At 42.0% G+C, this 18,168-nt stretch carries 14 protein-coding genes and 1 other RNA gene; 7 read left to right on the forward strand and 8 right to left on the reverse strand.

The window, feature by feature from the left end; translation table 11 throughout:
* Positions 1-64: 64 nt before the first annotated feature.
* The 3 genes from MHN32_RS02480 to MHN32_RS02490 form a co-directional block, all read right to left on the reverse strand.
* The gene (locus MHN32_RS02480) at positions 65-274 is read right to left on the reverse strand and encodes a hypothetical protein (protein WP_239420822.1); all 210 of its coding nucleotides are present in this window, start codon (positions 272-274) and stop codon (positions 65-67) included.
* A 259-nt stretch (positions 275-533) separates the two neighbouring features.
* On the reverse strand, positions 534-905 hold the full coding sequence (locus MHN32_RS02485) for a hypothetical protein (protein ID WP_039497169.1): 372 nt from the start codon (positions 903-905) through the stop codon (positions 534-536).
* 316 nt (positions 906-1,221) lie between these two features.
* On the reverse strand, positions 1,222-2,901 hold the full coding sequence (locus MHN32_RS02490; protein WP_174170050.1) for a hypothetical protein: 1,680 nt from the start codon (positions 2,899-2,901) through the stop codon (positions 1,222-1,224).
* Between the two features lie 536 nt (positions 2,902-3,437).
* On the opposite strand from MHN32_RS02490, the gene MHN32_RS02495 reads away from it, so the two are divergent.
* Together MHN32_RS02495 and MHN32_RS02500 are read left to right on the forward strand one after the other, a co-directional pair.
* Complete coding sequence (locus MHN32_RS02495) at positions 3,438-4,310, forward strand: abortive infection family protein (protein WP_174170049.1); 873 nt, start codon at positions 3,438-3,440, stop codon at positions 4,308-4,310.
* Positions 4,311-4,331: 21 nt separating this feature from the next.
* Positions 4,332-5,240, forward strand: a complete 909-nt coding sequence (locus MHN32_RS02500; protein WP_174170048.1) for an ion channel — start codon at positions 4,332-4,334, stop codon at positions 5,238-5,240.
* Between the two features lie 9 nt (positions 5,241-5,249).
* Here MHN32_RS02500 and gmtX read toward each other — a convergent pair whose 3' ends face one another.
* The 3 genes from gmtX to MHN32_RS02515 form a co-directional block, all read right to left on the reverse strand.
* Positions 5,250-5,651 carry a gamma-mobile-trio protein GmtX gene (gene gmtX / locus MHN32_RS02505; RefSeq protein WP_239420823.1) on the reverse strand — a complete coding sequence of 134 codons (402 nt, stop codon included), beginning with the start codon at positions 5,649-5,651 and terminating at the stop codon, positions 5,250-5,252.
* Between the two features lie 615 nt (positions 5,652-6,266).
* Positions 6,267-6,363: signal recognition particle sRNA small type (gene ffs, locus MHN32_RS02510), an RNA gene on the reverse strand.
* Between the two features lie 146 nt (positions 6,364-6,509).
* Positions 6,510-7,388, reverse strand: coding sequence for a DUF3014 domain-containing protein (locus MHN32_RS02515; protein ID WP_010371393.1), 879 nt, complete (start codon positions 7,386-7,388; stop codon positions 6,510-6,512).
* A gap of 553 nt (positions 7,389-7,941) precedes the next feature.
* Between MHN32_RS02515 and MHN32_RS02520 the strand changes: the two genes are divergently transcribed.
* From MHN32_RS02520 to MHN32_RS02530, 3 genes are read left to right on the forward strand one after another with little or no spacing between them, the layout of a single operon-like run.
* Positions 7,942-9,081: a patatin-like phospholipase family protein gene (locus MHN32_RS02520; RefSeq protein WP_045964207.1), complete on the forward strand. Its 1,140-nt coding sequence runs from the start codon at positions 7,942-7,944 to the stop codon at positions 9,079-9,081.
* A 33-nt stretch (positions 9,082-9,114) separates the two neighbouring features.
* The gene (locus tag MHN32_RS02525; RefSeq protein ID WP_239420824.1) at positions 9,115-10,293 is read left to right on the forward strand and encodes a beta-propeller fold lactonase family protein; all 1,179 of its coding nucleotides are present in this window, start codon (positions 9,115-9,117) and stop codon (positions 10,291-10,293) included.
* Between the two features lie 6 nt (positions 10,294-10,299).
* Entirely contained in the window at positions 10,300-10,881 is a 582-nt protein-coding gene (locus MHN32_RS02530; RefSeq protein ID WP_239420825.1) for a GNAT family protein, read from the forward strand.
* 334 nt (positions 10,882-11,215) lie between these two features.
* Here the strand turns inward: MHN32_RS02530 and MHN32_RS02535 are convergent, their stop codons facing one another.
* The gene (locus MHN32_RS02535) at positions 11,216-12,427 is read right to left on the reverse strand and encodes an alpha/beta hydrolase-fold protein (RefSeq protein ID WP_239420826.1); all 1,212 of its coding nucleotides are present in this window, start codon (positions 12,425-12,427) and stop codon (positions 11,216-11,218) included.
* Positions 12,428-12,542: 115 nt separating this feature from the next.
* Here MHN32_RS02535 and MHN32_RS02540 point away from each other — a divergent pair, with 115 nt between their 5' ends.
* A complete protein-coding gene (locus MHN32_RS02540; protein ID WP_239420827.1) occupies positions 12,543-14,633 on the forward strand; it encodes a winged helix-turn-helix domain-containing protein in 2,091 nt (696 codons plus the stop codon).
* A gap of 497 nt (positions 14,634-15,130) precedes the next feature.
* Here MHN32_RS02540 and MHN32_RS02545 read toward each other — a convergent pair whose 3' ends face one another.
* Positions 15,131-17,101: a monovalent cation:proton antiporter-2 (CPA2) family protein gene (locus tag MHN32_RS02545; RefSeq protein WP_235366689.1), complete on the reverse strand. Its 1,971-nt coding sequence runs from the start codon at positions 17,099-17,101 to the stop codon at positions 15,131-15,133.
* 153 nt (positions 17,102-17,254) lie between these two features.
* Between MHN32_RS02545 and MHN32_RS02550 the strand changes: the two genes are divergently transcribed.
* On the forward strand, positions 17,255-18,151 hold the full coding sequence (locus tag MHN32_RS02550) for a GGDEF domain-containing protein (protein WP_010606785.1): 897 nt from the start codon (positions 17,255-17,257) through the stop codon (positions 18,149-18,151).
* Positions 18,152-18,168 lie beyond the last annotated feature (17 nt).

The following is an 18,168-nucleotide window of genomic DNA, read 5'->3' on the forward strand; positions in this document are numbered from 1 at the left end:
AACACATGAGAGCCTTGGTAACTTGCCTCCGGCGATTTACCGCACTAAGTTGGAAAACTCCAGTTTAGAGGTGTGCCATTAAAGGGGAAGTGGACATTAGCTTTTGGATTTCTTCTTCAGTTAATACTGGCGTATTTTCGGCTGACAATGCCGCAGCGTTCATCTCCTTCTTTGGTGCTTGAGATTCGATGCTATGCGCCTCAGCCTCCTTTTTAGCGGTTAAGTTACTGGCTAAATTGACCTGCGAATTAACTAGTGGTGAATTAATCTTCACTGCTTCAGTCCTTGATAGTGGTAAATGTCTAATGTAGAAAACATTAACATTTGCGTTGATTTTCTCAAGGAGAAAAGAAAACAACACTTGTAACCGCTTTTAAAAGACTAAAATACTGTATAAGACATGCTGGCATAGAGAAAGTTAACTCTATGCCACTTTAATGAGGAAGTTAAGGTATAGGTCAGCAATGATATTTTCACTACACAAACCAGATTTTGGTGACAAAAAACTGCCTTACTCTTTTCAATATTAACGACTAGACAATTAAGAAATTAATTCTTCGTAATTCGTCATCATTAGGCGAACTTCTATATCCCATTGCTGACACATCTATTTCGCTTTGGTTAGCATTTACTGCAAGGCTCTTTACACCTTCCTGAGGATCTTTAATACTCAAGATTTCCAAAGTACCGAGTACGTTACCGCTGTCTCCGCCAATAAAATCAATATCTAACTCACCATGGTGGCCTGTTTTAGCGACCACCTTAAAGACGCCATGTTCACCTCGAGGGATTACTTTACCATCAATTGAACTGCCATCACCCTCAACCCAAGAGTCTCGAGTGACTTTCGTAGTAATTGATTGGTTTGTTCTATTCTTAATTGTGACATTCGCTGGACTGGACATAAACAAACTCCTTCTTTCGAACTTGTGCTTGAAGGCCTTCCCTCAAGCTCCGTACAAAGTATAGAAACGAAAAATGAGTGAGGCCATTACAGCGCATTACAAAAAATACTGATGGGTTTTGCCATTTTTTTACCCAGTGATAAGCGGATAACAAATTTGTACAACAACGCCACAACGCGAAATACATAAATAGGCTGACTGAAAATTGCCCGAAACAACGACCAGTTAGTCCCATTGAATGCTATATACTCTGGGCCATTGAGTTCTAAATTTACATTGGATATTAGCTAAATGATCCACGACAATGCTTTACTTGTTACAATGAATTCATCATGGTTTCAAGATTACTCCATGTAACTGAACCACTTAGACTAATTTCTCCGACACCATTCAATGAATCTATATTCATTCTTACAATTTTAGATAGTTTTTCTTTTCTATTATTAGAATCAACTACGTCACTAAATTTTAATATTCGTGCAGCTAGTGGTGGCAACTCAAAGCCATATGGGTTAACTGGGTTAGACTTAAATACGGACTTGGCACCAGGTTTCGATGAAAATATCACAGCATTGTTTTGTTGGCGGTACTCAAATCTGCTCCCAATTTGCCGCATGACCTTCCCAATATCTGACAGCTCATTTGTGATCAGCGCACTATCACCAATATAGTAAAGTTCAGTTCCTTCCTTATCCCCTAATAGCATGCTAACCCTAGTAAGGGCATCAGCCATCTCATCATTTGGGTAACATGCATCGATCATTAGTGTGAAAGGTACGTTTGCCATTGACAGCGCATTGTATAGCTGCTCTACAAGAATAAGGCCATCTCCCGACTCACTAAGTGAAGGGCTATAGCTCTGTGCAGCTCGTTCCGCGTAGTCTTTATTTACATTACCTTGAAGTAGTACGATTTCTCCATTAGGTAAAGAAAGGGCATGCCCTGTGTAATATACCACTAGGTGCTCTACAGGATTCTCAAGAAGCTCTAGTGTCAGATCCACCGTCCAATCCAATAACTTATCATCACTGATCGGCATTTGTTTGGTGCTATTCAGTTGCTTTACAAAAACTGGGTCATAAGATTCAAAGAATTGCCGCATCAAAAGAGAAGCTTCTGTAGATTGCGGTATATCTAACGACCGAAAGTTAGCGTAATGTGCATTGGCAATTGTAACCACTCCAAATGAATTGTTCGTTTTTCGTTCTTGAACAGGGTTTTCATTACCGATCTCTGCCACTCTTCTAGAGCTCAACTCATTTAGTACTAACGCACCTTTGTCAGATAAATCAGTAGCAACATAACTTGCTTCCATCACTTCATAGGCAAATACGATAGGCGAATTAATAGAAAATGATATTTCTTTTCTATCTTCAATATTATCTGAAAAGTTAAATGAGCCAAGTCTTGCTTTCTCAACTTTATATCCAGTTTTAGACATATCAACTAGCGTTTTGACACCAGACTCATTTAGCGCGCGAACCACGTACTCAACGACACCAACATACGCGCGACTTACAATAATTGGCTCTATATTATTTTCCATAGCCGCCTGCACTAAAACATTTTTTGCAATTTTCTCCTTCAATGCACCAATTGGTAATTCTGCAATAAATGCATCTTTAATATTAAGAGTTACTTCCAATTGTCCATCATTAGAAAACGCATTATTAAACAAGCTGCTTTTTCCACCAGCCTGAACATTGGACATATCGTTAACAACTGCTTCTATAGTAAATTGTTCACCTCTCAAAATAGATTCATCATCAGCATCACCCGAGCTGTAAACCATAAATGATGAATTGCTTGGGGATAGTATTGAGCCCGGAAAGCGAGCATGTTTTGGAGGGAGATTTAACAATAATTTGCTTGGTTCGACATTTACAGCAGAGGCAATTGCTTCCTTTAATGTTTTCTTTTGTATATCTCCAATAACGAAAACAGCAATGCCAACTACTGCGGTTATAAAAACAACAATTGCGAGTGATTTTTTCATGTTGGTCCCATAAATTCCTATTCACCTGTTGTAGCTCCAAAGCTACTATTGAGAAGTGTTTTTGATTGCATAACAACCGTAATCAACGAGCTATTGGGCTATTATCTATCTTTAAATCGTCTTGTTTCCATCCATCTTATACCTCTACCATTTGCTCTAAATAATTACTTTTACAATGTTTACATTCACTCTACAATCTTATTCTAGGACAAAAACGAGTAAGTGGGAGGAACAACAGCAATTGGCAGAAGAGACCGAGCCGTTATATGACCCAGTTTATGGATTTCAGCAAAACCCACGCTATAAAAGAAAACCGACACGGGCTTTTAGGGATTTTATTGACCTAAACCCCGCGCCAAAACAATACGAAACAAGGTGGTTTAGGTGTCCATTTTGTTTTCATGTTTGGAGCCGTTCAAGTGAAGATGTGCCATACTCCAAGAAACTAACTGAATGCTCTCATTGCACTTCATCTGTCAAAATAGATTAACTTCTGGCAGCCTTAATTACATTACAAACTCAAGGCGTTATACCAAATGAACAAACAGATACCTGCCCCGCTTATCGCTGTATCAGTAGATGCTCTGTCAAACTTAGAAACTCACGCATCTATGGATTCTCTATTCATGTACTCCAACGCTCCTGGAGAACCGCCTGAAGGTAGTAAGTCGGTCAAAGCCCTTGAGTGGTTAAGAAGAGTCAATAACCAGTCCAATGAACCTTTAGATATTCTGGGTAAGCTCATAGAAAATTATATGGAAAACCCTGATTATCAATCAGAATACACCGAGGTAATGCTTCAAAAAGTTGAAAATAAAGCTTACAAGTATGTTCAAAATATTAGGAAATGTTTGTCTAAATATGGACTTGAATATCATCAAGGTGGTCTTATTTTAGATGGGGCTAGTGCTCCGATAAAGTCTTTATCTACCATCATCAGAAACCGAGACTTACCAGCTATCAATGCTGAATTCGACAGGGCTATAGAAAATTTAGTTCGTGACCCAAGAGAAGCAATATTGGCAGCTTGCAACATACTTGAAGCAGTCTGTAAGACTTTTATCGAAGATGCGGGCTTAGCTATGCCTGCTAAAAAAGACCTACAGGGAGTTTGGAAAGTCATAAAAGATGAACTTGGCTTTGATATTAGGCAGATTCAGGACGAGGACCTAATTCGAATCCTGAGTGGGTTATTTTCGACAGTTAGTGGTATCGGAGCCTTACGAACTCATGCAAGTGCCGCGCATGCTGAGGGAAGAACTCGCTACAATATAAAACCTCGTCATGCTCGACTAGCAGTACATGCAGCACATACCGCAGCCGTGTTCATTATAGAAAGCTGGGATGAGAAAAATTCAAAAAAAGCATTAAATCATACAAAAGTTAAAAATATCAAACCCACACTATAATTAGTATTTAAAGGTGTTTAATTGAAAAGTCCTATACGTTGGTTTAGCTACTATCTGATATGTGTACTTCTATTTGCGGTCGTTTACTGGCTGCTGTGGTTGCAAAAGCCAGATAGATTCATCATCAACCCCCAACTAAACGTGCATCCCTTTCAGAATATTGAAAGCTTCCTTTGGGAAGATAGACCACATTACCAAACTAGCTTCCAAGTTGATTTGTATACGTATAAAAGAAATTACGATATTTTCTATACAAAGTTACGAGAAGCTGAACTGCAAATCCTAGATATTGAACATCAACTGAAAATTTTGGAAGACAGCCTAGTTGCTCTAGATAACAAAAGAAACTCTGAAATTGATAACAACTTCAGACTCTATGATGAGAAGAAGCTTAAACCGTTTAGAAATACTGAAGAAGCTATCCAAGTTCAGTTGGATATTCTTGAGAAAAAGCTCCCGAAAGAAATAACTACAGAAGCTGATTTAGATATTTTAAAAGAACTAGGAAAGAAAAGAGTTGAACTCGCACAAGCAAAATCAAAGACGGCGAATCAAGCATACTTAAACTCCGAGAACCTCCTTCAAAATTTGGCAGGCTTTATGTCCAATGAAACTTGGGATGAATATAGAAAAGCATCTGATACCAAAAAGAAGCTTTTTCAGAAACGATATGACTACGAAAATATCATTAGTGAAACTCGTAGAAAAGCAATTGATGCATTAAGGGATGATATTCAATTGGTGAGAAGCAGGGTTAGCTTTGTCGACTTTGCGTTCTTCAGCATAGGGATCTCCACAACGACCACATTTGGTGATCTAGTAGCGAATGATTATTTAACCAAGCTTCTAGTGAGCATTCAGCTACTTACTTGTCTTGTAATTATTTCAATCTTTTTAGGTGCCGTAATTAAAATGTATAAATTGGGATGAAAGCTAAATTCAGAGTATCTTTTTAAGCCTATTCACATACCCACGCTTATAGATCTCGTTTACCTCAGCATCTTTGACTTGTCCAGTTGGCATAACTTCCCAGTCTTGTTTATTGAAAAACGCATCAGAAATTGCGGCTTTAATAGTTTCAACTTCCAGCGGTACCAGTTGTTTGTTTTCAAGTGTGGTGTTGGTTTTATCGCTTTTGGTTCTGTCTATAAATAAGTCAGAGTTGGCTTTTAATGTATTGAGCTGATCACGGTATTTATTACGTTCGGCAATCAGTGAGCCTACAACAGCTCTAATCACTGGATCGTCGATAGCATCGAGAATATGTTGGTCGTTGCTGTTCAATAACGGCTTTTGGCGCAGTGAGAGTGGCTTTTTACACGTCGCGCCTGCTAGCCTCAATTAATTGCTGAAAATGCTTTCCTGTGCGATTACGGATGGTTTGCGTTGATGGACCGCCTTGTTCTTTTGACAACCGCCCGATCGTTGCCATGGAGAAGTCGAGAGGTGTTATTCTACTTTGTTGCTCAAGCTCTAAGTTCTAAGTTCTAAGTTCTACACAATTAAAGTATTGCCATGGCTTTTGCAAGGCTCTTTGCTGGCATTAACCATCAAGTTAGCTGATAGCCCATTAGCAGCGACATAGTATCGCTCATGTTTGATCTGTGATTAATGGCCGTGATTTTCTTTAAGTCATCTTTTAAGTCTGCAAATACTTCTACGTCATCGCAAATTAGGATCAGCTGCCTAAATTTAGGTTCTGTGTCTAAAAACTAAAAATGGTGATATATCTTGCGCGGAGCCAAGCACAATCACTTTGTCTTTGCGGGCGTGGCTAACACGGCAACTAAACCAACTTGTACGTATGAGTTTTAGAAGATTAGTAGAGAAAGTACCATTTGATCTAGTTAACTGAGATCTAGCATTTAGTTGGATTTATAAAGGAATTAGTATAGTTTTGGTAACTATGAATAAGACTTATACTTCAAACAGCAAATATGGAGGTTTGGGTGGCAGTCTTACCAGCCACATCCCGGCACACAAGTCATACGCTGTGGCTGCTTCGTTCCCGACCTGACCAGATTCACGTACTATTGTTGCGAGAGGACCAATAAGACTACCATTGAGGGCCTTGTTTGGCGCGGGAAGAATTATCTCGAAGATTGCAGGGGGATGCAAGGGAAAAGTCAAAAAGCTTGGCTAACTGAGTGATGTTTAAACAGTTTGCCAAGCTTTTGTGGATTTTATGAGGCTGTGTGCTTATTTGTTCAACGCAATTTTGATTTCTTCTAGACGCTTTTTCACTTTCTTCATGTTTTCAGGGCCCATTCTTAAAAACTGCTTTTGCGCCGGAGAAAGTTGCTCCCATTCTGCATAAGCATATTTATAGGTAACTGAGTCTTTTACCAAAGGCAGTGCGGTGTCTGGAATGGGTGTTGCCAACAACTCGTCGATTGCATCAGTTAACGTGCCGTTGAATGCATCTCCTTCGTAGCCTATTTCTTCGTATGCTTCTTCAAACAATGGTTTGTATTGGTCGTATAATCTAACCACTTGCGCGGTGCTCATGGTGTCGAACATGGCGACATAGGGTGTGTAACGCTCGTAGCTGTTAGGATCGGTAATAATAATGTCGTCATCAATTACGCTAAAGCCATCTTGCGGCTTCACCACTGGTGCGTGATTTTCTGCCACTTTACCCTTTGCTAGGTTATCTACATAAACCACCGTACGGCGGATCACATCATCGTCTGCCAGCAATTTTACCGCTTGATTAGAAAGATAGTTCGATACCGCTTCTTTAATTTCTGTATCACTTTGTGAAAGCGGTGGTAGTGTTACTTCAGGTTCAACCGGCTCTACTTGCTCTGGCTCGATTTGCTCTCGTTGCGGTGGCAAGGTTACTTCAGGCTCAACCACTTGTTCAGGTGGTGTTTCTCTTGCGGTATTGACCAGTGGCGTTTCTGTTTGTTCAGGCACAACAATATCTTGCTTTACCTTTTGGTTTTCCGTCGATGGAGTGTCTTTTTGTGCTAGCACAAACACAGCCACAATAATCAACGCTAGTACAACTACCGCGGCAAATAACAACTGGCTGTTAGAAGGTCTTTTATTACCTTCTTGATGATTCTCTGACATGGGGACTCCCTCTTCGTCATTGTTGATACGCGTTAATGTAAAACTATCACCAAATACTTGACTAATAACTTAATGCGCGCTGAAACCCTAAAAAAATGCGTTGTGGTGCAAACTCTGGCTACACCTTGTTCAAACATTTGATCTTAATAAAAATACTTGAGTACCGAACTTAAGTTCAGTACATTGAAGTTAAGCTAAATTGCCACTTTATTAAATACAAAATCGCGCCAATTAGCGACTAAATTAAACCGCTAGTTTGTTAAAATTTGTTTGTGCCACCATAGCGCTTTAGTGCTTAAATTTCAAAATAATAGCCTAATATGTTGCGCGGTATGTGCACTCAGACAACTTGGGTTTTAGCTAGGTTCAACTAGAATAAATAATACAACCTATAAGCGGCTTGAGGGCAAAGTGGCACTTTACTACTAAAAATAACGCATTTACTGGAGTTATCAACTCTTTGCCCCTAAAGCATTACAACATCAACAAAGATAAATAACGCATAAAAAGACCAAATTTAAATTAAGCAAATTTAACAGCAGGATGGCCTCTTTTGAGAAAGCACAGAACGAGTGATAAAAAAATTGCCTTACTACTGACTGGAGGTGGTGCAAGAGCCGCTTATCAAGTTGGGGTATTAAAGGCGCTTGCGCAAAGTATGCCTCGTACTTCTCCCCTCCCTTTTGAGATCATTACTGGTACCTCTGCCGGCGCAATTAACTCGGCGGGAATTGCCTGTTACGCATCTTGTTTTCACCTTGCGGTGAAAAAAGTGGAATATATTTGGAAGAACTTTAGCACCGACATGGTGTACAAAAGCTCGTTTACTGGTGCATACGGCCATTTATTTGCCAATATGATGCGCAGCTTTCAAGCGCAATACCTTAATCAGCCACCAGCCAGCTTGTTAAATAACTCGCCGCTTCGAAAGCTGCTGGCCAATGTGCTTGATTTAAATCGCATCGATCACAATCTACACCGCCATTATCTTGATGCAATCGCGATTACGGTTTCGAGCTATTCTACTGGTAAATCAGTGGCGTTTTATCAGGCGAACAATGCTGAACCTTGGCAGCGCTCAAAGCGCGAAGGCGTTCCGGGCACAATTTCGCTCGACTTACTCATGGCAAGTTCGGCTATACCTATGGTGTTTCCAAGTGTGCGCGTTAAGCATCATTACTATGGTGATGGCTCTATCCACCAGCTTTCCCCGCTTAGCCCTGCCATTCATTTAGGTGCGGATAAAATCTTTGTGATCGGTGTTGAGCAGCCTAAACTGCCACAGCCGCTCGGTTATGAGCCGCATTTTCCGGGAATGTCTGTGGTCGCCGGTCACCTGCTAGACAGTGTGTTTAGCGATACCCTAAATTCAGACATCGAACGGCTCGACCGCGTCAACCGTACGGTAAGCTTGCTACCGGCCAGAGAAAAGCACAAAGAACTTAGGCGAGTAGATCATATGCTCATCAAGCCAACGGTTAATTTTAATGAAGTCGCAGATCATTATTACGAAGATATGCCGTTGGCAATCAAGCTGTTACTCAGAACCATGGGGGTTAAAAAGCATTCTCCGTCGAGTTTAACGAGTTACTTGCTGTTTGAGCGTACTTATACACAAAAACTCATTGAGCTTGGATTTGAAGACGGCATGAACCGCTTGGACGAAATGAGAGAGTTTTTGGAACTCAAGTAAGATTTACAAAAATAAAAATAGGTAGTGAAAAAGATGTATAAACCTACTATAAGCGCACTTCTGCTTATCGCACTTGGGTCAATTTCATTTAGCGCACAAAGCCAAACGTTCGACGTTGTTCAAATCATCCAAAATAACACCGCTGGGTTTAGCGGCTTAGATAATCCAAGGCAGCTGCGTTTTAATCACCAAAGTACGCAGGCCGTTGCAGCAAGTGGCGACGATAACGCAGTGGTTACATTTACGCTTAATGAAAATAAGCAGCTAGTCCAAGATCAGCTCTTTCAATCGAGCGACGCGCATCCACTTTTACTGACTGGCGCATCCGATGCGGTATTCGTAAATAGCAATCTCATTCTTAACACTAGCTTTTACGATGGTGCATTAAATGTGTTTGCAAAAGATAAAACGGGTAAGTTTAACCTTGTGCAAACCTTTTCTGACGAAGTGTCTTACAAAGTGGTGTTTGATCCAACCAAAAATGCCTCAGCTCATGACACCCTTAGCTTGTTTGCACCTTGGAAAATTAGTTTAAGTGGCGACAAGCGCTATGCATTTATCCCAAGTTATAAAAGCAATACGGTCACTGCTTTTAGGATCACTCCTACAAACAGCGTGACGTGGCTCGGCCCAATTGATAGCGCTGAGCAAACTGATATGGGTGGGCCTGTGGATGTGCTAGTAAGTAAAGAGACTAACGCGCTTATCGTCGCAGGTTATGAAGGCGATGTCGTTACGCTGTGGCAACAGACAAAAGGTACTTATACTGTTAAGCAGCGCATCGTTAAAAACGACACTAACCTGCTCGCACTCAGTAAACCACAAGCCTTGGTTGCAAGCTCAGATTTGACTGTTTTTTATGTTGCAGCGGCGGGCAGTAACAGTATTTTAGCCTTTGAGCGTCAACAAAACGGTCAATATCATTTGCTCCAGACCATTGATGCAAACCAAGTTGGCAAGCCACTTAACGGTGTCTCCACCTTGTTACTTGCTGCTGATGGCAAAAGGTTGTTCGCAGCCTCTGAGAGTAGCTCTGGTATTGCAGAGTTTAGCGTTACCGCAACAGGCAAGCTCACACATATCGCAACTTTTGATGATTTGACCAATCCCTTAGCCAATATATCGGCCTTGGCTTTTGTAACTGACCCAAATCACTTAGCTGTATCTCTTGCAAAACAAGATACCATCAAAATACTCAAAATAAGGAAGTAGTAACGCATGTGGCCAACTAATAAACCACTGATAGGACACCATGTCACCCTTGAACCATTATCAACAACCCATGTTAATGCGCTGCAACAAGCAGTAAAAGATGGTGAAGCTTGGAAGCTTTGGTATGCCAATGTGCCCAATCCAGACGATATGGAACGCTATGTTAACACTGCGATAAGCCAAGCATCTGAAGGCAACCTTGCGTATGTGGTAAGGCTAAATAGCAGCAACGAAATTGTGGGAACCACCCGCTATTACAATGCAGATATAACCAATCGCCGTGCCATGCTTGGCTATACTTGGTACAGCGATAAAGTGCGTCGAACAGCGGTTAACACCGAGTGTAAGCTTTTGCTGTTACAGCAACTTTTTGAAGATTTTGACGCCATTGCCGTGGAGTTTAGAACTCACTTTTTCAACCATGCCTCTCGCAGTGCCATTGAGCGACTTGGCGCCAAACTCGATGGTATCTTGCGCAGCCACCAGATCGGTAGAAACGGCGAGCTAAGAGACACCGTTGTGTATTCGATTATCGCCTCAGAATGGCCCACCGTTAAGCAGCATTTATTGAGCAAGCTCGATAGATAGGTAGTAAAAGCATAAAAGATCGCAGGGTAAACCTGCTCCTACTCCGTGTTGTAGGAGACACTTTACGCGGCGATCTGTAACAACAAAAACAGAACAGAGCACAACCTCGCAGGGTAAACCTGCTCCTACTTTGTGTTGTAGGAGACGCTTTATGCGGCGAGCTGTAACAACAAATACATCACGCAAGATCGCAGGGTAAACCAGCTCCTACTTTGTGTTGTAGGAGACGCTTTACGCGACGAGCTGTAACAACAAAAACAGCGCACAAGATCGCAGGGTGAACCTGCTCCTACTTTGTGTTGTAAGAGACGCTTTACGCGGCGATCTGTATAGCTTACTGCACGATTTTACTTTTTGCTTGAGCTATCATGCTTTCAAAATAATCATATACTGACGGATCGTCGACTTGCTGTGCTTTCGCAAGTTGCAAGGCGTGATTAAAGCTTTTCAGCGCCTTGTTATACGCTTTATTCTCTAAATATCCATGTCCTAGGCTTGCATGGGCATAAGACGAGTCGGGATAACGCGTGACAAATGCATTTAAAGTCGCAAGTGCAGCGTCTAGACGTTTATGGCTGATTTGCGCGTCAGCAAGTGCTCTGTATATAGACTCTGGCACTAACACATCAAACTCATAACGCTTAGAGAGCTTAAGATAATAATCTTCAATATCAGAGATATGCGCATATTTTCCTGCTTCTTCATTAAGCTCAAAGTAAAAATCGTCAAAAAGTTTCGTTAATCCTTCATAGAGACTTGGGTAAAACGTAGTTTGATGCGTTTCCAATTCTTTGAGGCTAAATTGCCAATTTACTTCTTTTGATCGAAGTGCTTTCAGGTTTGACACAACTCGCATACCGTTGGTGTAAAAGTCGCCACCTTCCCCTGCGATGCTAATATACAGATTGCGACGTAAATCATGTGCTGAGTTGCTAAGTGCTTTAAACTGCTGATCTAGCTCTTCCTCACCCCACCAACCTGGCGGACTAATAAGCAGATAATTAGTAAATATCTCTGGCTTATTTAAAAAGGTGTGTAGTCCGTAGATCCCACCATTGGAATACCCTACTAACGTACGATTAGGTTTGAGTGAATATTGCGACTCAATGAAAGGAAATAACTCTTGAGTTAAGAAGGCTGTAAACTCGGTTGTCTTGCCGAATTGAGGGAACTTCTCTTTAATCCAGCGCTGTCTATCACTTTGAGCCTCACCGTTAATTGGCGGTAAGTAGTCTCTTGTTCTCACCGTGGTTTTCAACCCAACAACGATGGTAGCTGGTATTTTTCCAGTGCTAACCAAAGACTCCACAATGCCCACGGTTTGGGTAAAAAAGAATTCTGCATCAAGTAAGTACAACACTTGATATTGTTTCTTAGGGTCATAATCATTTGGCGTATAAACCATGACCTCCCTATTCTCACTTAATATCTTAGATGCAAAAGTTATTTTAGACCCAATCGTGATGGCTTGTTGTTCTAATGTTTGCCCATACACCTTGCCCAATGCTGCAAGTAGCATTAACAATAGCAAAATAATAAAACGCATGACTTTCCTTTTTAGTTTATTTTTATCAGTGTGTTACATTAGAAAAAAACAGGGCGATAAAACAGCAAAGTTTGCTGATTTTTCGCTGATAATTCGCTGAAAAAAGAATTTTAAAATGGAATTAAAGCAGTTTTTGATTGCAGATCACCTTGTGGATGTAAACCGCAATCATATTGTTATCGACCAACAGACATATGCGCTCCCCCCTAAAGCAATAGCGGTGCTTTGTGAATTGGCAAGACAGCCAGGAGAGGTGGTGAGTTTTGAGCAACTACTTAACACCGTTTGGCACGACAGAGTTGTTTCTCCCAATACATTGCAGCGCTGCATTTTCCAAATTCGCCAAGTGTTCAAATATGCTGATAGTGAGTTAGAGTTTATAAAAACGCACAGTAAAAAAGGCTATAGTTTAGAGGCATCCGTTACGTCGACAAGCGATAAGCCGAGCGCGCATAAAGCGACTCAAAAATCTCGCCCACGCGCTGCAAAATTTGGGGTAGCGGCACTAGCCGTAGTTATCACGGCTTATCTCTTTACGGTTTTAATTCAACCAAAGGCCAACCCCAGAGTACCTATTCAACCTACTTTTACTCCAATGACCACAAGTGACGCATGGGATGCAAATGCCAGCTACTCACCTGATGGCCAATGGATTGTTTTTCAGCGCTTTAGCGATAATTGCCATAGTCAGCTTTGGGTAAAAAATCTAGCCTCGCACAAAACCTCTCGTTTAACCGCTCGCCAGGGCGTATACGGAAAACCAAGTTGGTCACACGACGCAAAGCAACTAACTTTTACCGAACGGAGTCATTGCAAGGCTCAAGAGACGTCTCCCTTTTGCTGGTCTTTAAACACACTAAATCTCGATACTGCAATCAACTCACCACAAAATCCACATGCCGTTATTGCTTGCCAAGAAAAGCCCATATGGCGTCCAAATTGGATGAAAAATGGCGAGATCAGTTACTTATCTCATTTACGTCCCAAACAAGCAGTGCCCTACCTTTTTGATTTAAAGACAAAAAAAAGCCGCACTACCGAGTATATGCCAAACTTTGAAAACTACACTCTTGACTATATTGCAGATAAAAATGTTTTCGCAATGGTAAGCATTGATGAGCACAACACTCACCACCTGAATATTTACAATCCCGATAAGACACCAACGATCACGGCAAAGATATTACTACCGCACGAATTGTCACCATTACAGCCAATTGAAGTCAGTTATCATCCAAGCGGCGAGTATTTGCTCGCATCGACGACTAATGGACTTTATAAACTGGAAACCAACGGGAGAATGGTTGCACTTGATACTGGGGGTAGAAAGAATCTAAGGGAGGCTTCTTTTTCAGCTGATGGAAAACAGATTTTAGCGACACAGATAAATGCCGATACCGATATTTTTACATTAAGTCTTGCTCAAATACGAAATCACCAAACCACTGCGGCAGCAAAGATAGCCAGAACAACAATGAAGGAAGACAACCCTCAGTTTCAACCTTATGGTGATCATATTGCTTTTACGTCTACACGTACTGGTTCAAGGCAATTATGGCTTTACAATGACCAAGGTGTTGCACAGCTTACCGATTCACAGCAAGACAATATCAGCAAACGAATTGTGTGGTCTCCTGCGGGTAATGAGATAGCGGGCACAACACAACAAGGACTCACTATTTGGTCTTTAAATGGTGAGAAAACCCTCATTGCTAATTCGCTTGCCATTGATTCTGTCCTGCAGTGGCTAACGCCGAAAACGTTGTTGGTCACAGCAAGAGAGAATGGAAACGCGGGGCTTTACATTATAAACAAAGATACCCAAGAAGCTTCACTCATTGTTTCTGAAAATGTAGTTTGGGCCGCACAAGTAGATAGTGGGCATTTTCTTTATCAAGATATGGGTCAGCGTTTTTGGCTTGTTAACACAAACACAGCTCCTACACCGACTGAGATCCATGCGTTACGCGCTCAGTTAGCGCAGCCATTTGCCGTTTATAAAGATGGTATATTGTACGGCGTAAACAACGACAACCAGCTATGGTCTTATCATCTCAGTACAGGGATATATCAACGCCTTGCAGAGGTACCCAGTAATAGCCGTTACTTGGCAGATTTTAACGGTGAAACCTTTTTGTTTACTCAAATGCATTTGATGCAAAAGCATATCGTGTCATTTAATACACCTGATGATCAAGGCACATAGATAGAGCAAGAACGCAGGCCTACTCCGTGTTGTAGGAGACGCATTATGCGGCGATATGTGACAACAAAGGCAACACTCAGGATCGCTGGGTAAACCTGCTCCTACTCCGTGTTGTAGGAGAGGCTTTACGCGGCGAACTGTGACAACAAAAATAACACTCAGGATCGCAGGGTAAACCTGCTCCTACTCCGTGTTGTAGGAGACGCTTTACGCGGCGAACTGTGACAACAAAGGCAACACTCAGGATCGCAGGATAAACCTGCTCCTACTCCGAGTTGCAGGAGACGCTTTACGCGGCGAACTGTGACAACAAAAATAACACTCAAAATCGCAGAATGAACCTGCTCCTACTCCATGTCGTAGGAGACGCTTTACGCGGCGAACTGTGACAACAAAAACTGCACTCAAGATCGCAGGGTGAACCTGCTCCTACTTTGTGTTGTAGGAGACGCTTTACGCGGCGATCTGTTAAAAAAGCATAAATTTAAGAAACGTTATTACGGTAGGCCATCGAGTAAAAACTGCTCCGCACGTTCAACGCGGCGGGGTTTCCCCTTTAACAGCAAAACATCATTAACGCGTAAAATGGTTTGCTCATCTGGTTGAGCAATTTCTTCGCCGTCACGCCTTAACGCAGTAATATCAACGCGCTTAACGTTGAGCTCAAGCTCAGCAATTGACTTGTTAACGGCAAATGCATGGTCAGGCAAAGCAATGGCATGCAGATATTCTAACCGCTCGCCCGTGACTTCATGCAGATCACTGCTGTCTCCAGCAAAAAAACCATGTAAATACGGATAACGATTTTCTCGCTCTTTACTGACGCGACGAAAAATCCTGCGCATTGGCACGCCAGACATGTACAACACATGAGAAACCAGCATCAAACTTGCTTCTAAAGTTTCTGGCACAACTTCTGCGACGCCCATGGCTTTTAATTGCTCCATGTAGCTGTCATCTTTCATGCGTACCAAGATCTTCACTTCGTGGGTACGCCGACGAATGGCGTCAACAACCACCTGCGTCTGTTCAAAGTCATCAAAGGTAATGATAACCAAGCGCGCTTTATCAATATTTGCTGACTTTAACAGCGTTTTTTGTGCCGCATGACCAAATAACACGGGCTCACCCGCAATTTGTGCGTCTTGTACAATTTGCGGGTTGCGCTCTACCGCAATATATGGAATAGCCTCTGGACGTAAAAATCGTGCGATAGTTTGACCAACACGCGCGTAGCCAAAAATCACAACATGATTTTTTAAATCAGCCGCGTTATAACCACTTGGCGCTTCGGGTTGCCAGTCTTTTTCTATTCCCAAGATATTGAGAATATGCGCGGTTTTACTAATAAGATAAGGCGTTAACGCCATAGACAACACGCCAAGCGTGATCAAGAAGGACACTTCATTCTTGTCTAATAATTGATGTTTACTGGCAAGAGCAACCAATACAAAGCCAAATTCCCCCATTTGCCAGATCAAAATACCAGCGCCCCAAGCGTCTTTTTTACGCTCTCCCATTAACTGCGCAACGCCAACGATGATCAACACTTTGATCACAAGCACAGCGCCAAGTGCTGCAACAATATAAATAAACTGGTCGAGCACATAAGGAATATCTAGTTGCATACCCACTGTGACAAAAAAGAGTCCCATTAGAATATCTCGAAACGGTCTAATTTCTGCCTCAAGCTGATGCCGATATTGGCTTTCCCCTAACATCATGCCCGCTAAAAATGCGCCGAGCGCCATTGAAAGTCCGAATGCATAAGTGAGCGAACCCGCGCACAGGGCAACAACTAAAGTAGATAAAACAAAGAGCTCATCTGTTCTTACTAATGCGATTTCGTTAAATATTTTAGGTAGTAACCACTTACCTACTGCCCATAAAACCAGACACACAACCGCACCCTTAGCAAATGCAAAAAGTAGCGCTGACGCCAGCTCTGAATTACTCGCAGAGGAAATAAGCGGAAACGCGATGAGCAGCGGCACAACGGCAATATCTTGGAATAACAACATACCAATACCGAGCTGACCATGACGTGTGTTGAGCATCCCCAGCTCTTTTAACAGCTTAACCACAACCGCCGTAGAAGAAAGTGCAATGAGGCTTGCAATCACAAATGCACCCACCCACTCATACTGCATAAAACGCAACACAAACATACCAATGATCGTGGTAACGATGACCTGCAAACTCCCTAAACCGAATACTACGTTTCGCATTGCCATTAATTTTGGCACGGAAAATTCAAGCCCTAAACTGAACAGTAAAAACACGATCCCAAGCTCGGCCATAAAGTGGATTTCTTGGCTGTCACTCATCCATCCAATGCCGTGACTGCCTGCAATGACTCCAGTGAGCAAATAAGCCAGAATAGGCGGCAAGCCAATCCGCTTAAAGGACCAGACTAAAATCACTGCACATAACAGCAAGGCAAAAACCTGCGCGAAGATACTTTGCAATCTGCCTCCTGAGCGAAAAAATTGACGGGGAATAAAGGTGGATTTCTTTTTCTTTCTCTTAAATATAGCAAGCGTTTGTTTTTAAGCCAGTTTAAATTTTTGGCACAAAGTTCGCATATTAATCATGTATTGTTGTATTTAAGGGGAAGAAATATGGAAAATGTCCATATTTTGACACAGAGATTGCCGACCAGAGGCGATTACTTGCCGTTCAATTCTGAACAGTATAGTACGCAAGGCGGTGAACACTACGCGCGATTAGTCGACAAACTTCAGACAACACTCAACATTGAAGAGCTGTTGACTATTTACGCGGAGCATGTGGCAAGAATTTCAAAAATTTCGGGGCTCCAGTTCCATTGTAGCCTTGGTGTCTTTCAGATGAAGGACAGCGATAGCCAATTTCTGGCTAGTACGTTTGATCTTGAGCTAGAAAAAGAGCACTTAGGACAGCTGGTGTATTTCAGTGAGTTTCCATTTAGTGAAGCGATCAAGGCAAAATTGTCAAAATTACACGCCTGTTTAATTTACCCAATGCGTAATGCCTTGATGTACAACCGTGTATTGCAATTAGCAACTAAGGACTCTCTAACAGGACTTTATAATCGCAGTCAATTTACTGACAATTTAGAAGAGAAACTCGAGCGTTGCCGTCGTCAACATCGTAATTTTAGCCTAATGCTTTTAGATTTAGACAACTTTAAGCAGGTGAATGATGTTCATGGTCATAAAGCCGGTGACGAAGTGCTGGTTGAGTTTTCACGTATTTTGCAAACCTCAACGCGCGCAACTGATTCGGTATTTAGATTCGGTGGTGATGAGTTCGCCATTTTAATTGACGATCCTGCGTTTACCACCAACAAGGTAATTGCAGAAAGAATTATGGAAGCCGTAAGAAAGTCGAGCATGTTGGCTAAATATACGGTGACCACGAGCATTGGCTTTACGCTGGCATCGAGCCATGATACTGCCGACAACATATTTGCTCGTTCGGATAGCGGCTTATACCGCGCCAAAGCAGCCGGACGAAACTGCGCTCGCGCAGTATAAAAAAACACTTCCCCTTT

The sequence above is a fragment of the Pseudoalteromonas sp. Of11M-6 genome (assembly GCF_022347905.1).
Classification (GTDB): Bacteria; Pseudomonadota; Gammaproteobacteria; order Enterobacterales; family Alteromonadaceae; genus Pseudoalteromonas.

Excerpts from the sequence above, each read along its gene's own strand:
- MHN32_RS02485 (WP_039497169.1), bottom strand. The coding sequence starts at position 905 with ATGTCCAGTCCAGCGAATGTCACAATTAAGAATAGAACAAACCAATCA.
- MHN32_RS02490 (WP_174170050.1), bottom strand. The coding sequence starts at position 2,901 with ATGAAAAAATCACTCGCAATTGTTGTTTTTATAACCGCAGTAGTTGGC.
- MHN32_RS02495 (WP_174170049.1), top strand. The coding sequence starts at position 3,438 with ATGAACAAACAGATACCTGCCCCGCTTATCGCTGTATCAGTAGATGCT.
- MHN32_RS02515 (WP_010371393.1), bottom strand. The coding sequence starts at position 7,388 with ATGTCAGAGAATCATCAAGAAGGTAATAAAAGACCTTCTAACAGCCAG.
- MHN32_RS02525 (WP_239420824.1), top strand. The coding sequence starts at position 9,115 with ATGTATAAACCTACTATAAGCGCACTTCTGCTTATCGCACTTGGGTCA.
- MHN32_RS02530 (WP_239420825.1), top strand. The coding sequence starts at position 10,300 with ATGTGGCCAACTAATAAACCACTGATAGGACACCATGTCACCCTTGAA.
- MHN32_RS02535 (WP_239420826.1), bottom strand. The coding sequence starts at position 12,427 with ATGCGTTTTATTATTTTGCTATTGTTAATGCTACTTGCAGCATTGGGC.
- MHN32_RS02540 (WP_239420827.1), top strand. The coding sequence starts at position 12,543 with ATGGAATTAAAGCAGTTTTTGATTGCAGATCACCTTGTGGATGTAAAC.
- MHN32_RS02550 (WP_010606785.1), top strand. The coding sequence starts at position 17,255 with ATGGAAAATGTCCATATTTTGACACAGAGATTGCCGACCAGAGGCGAT.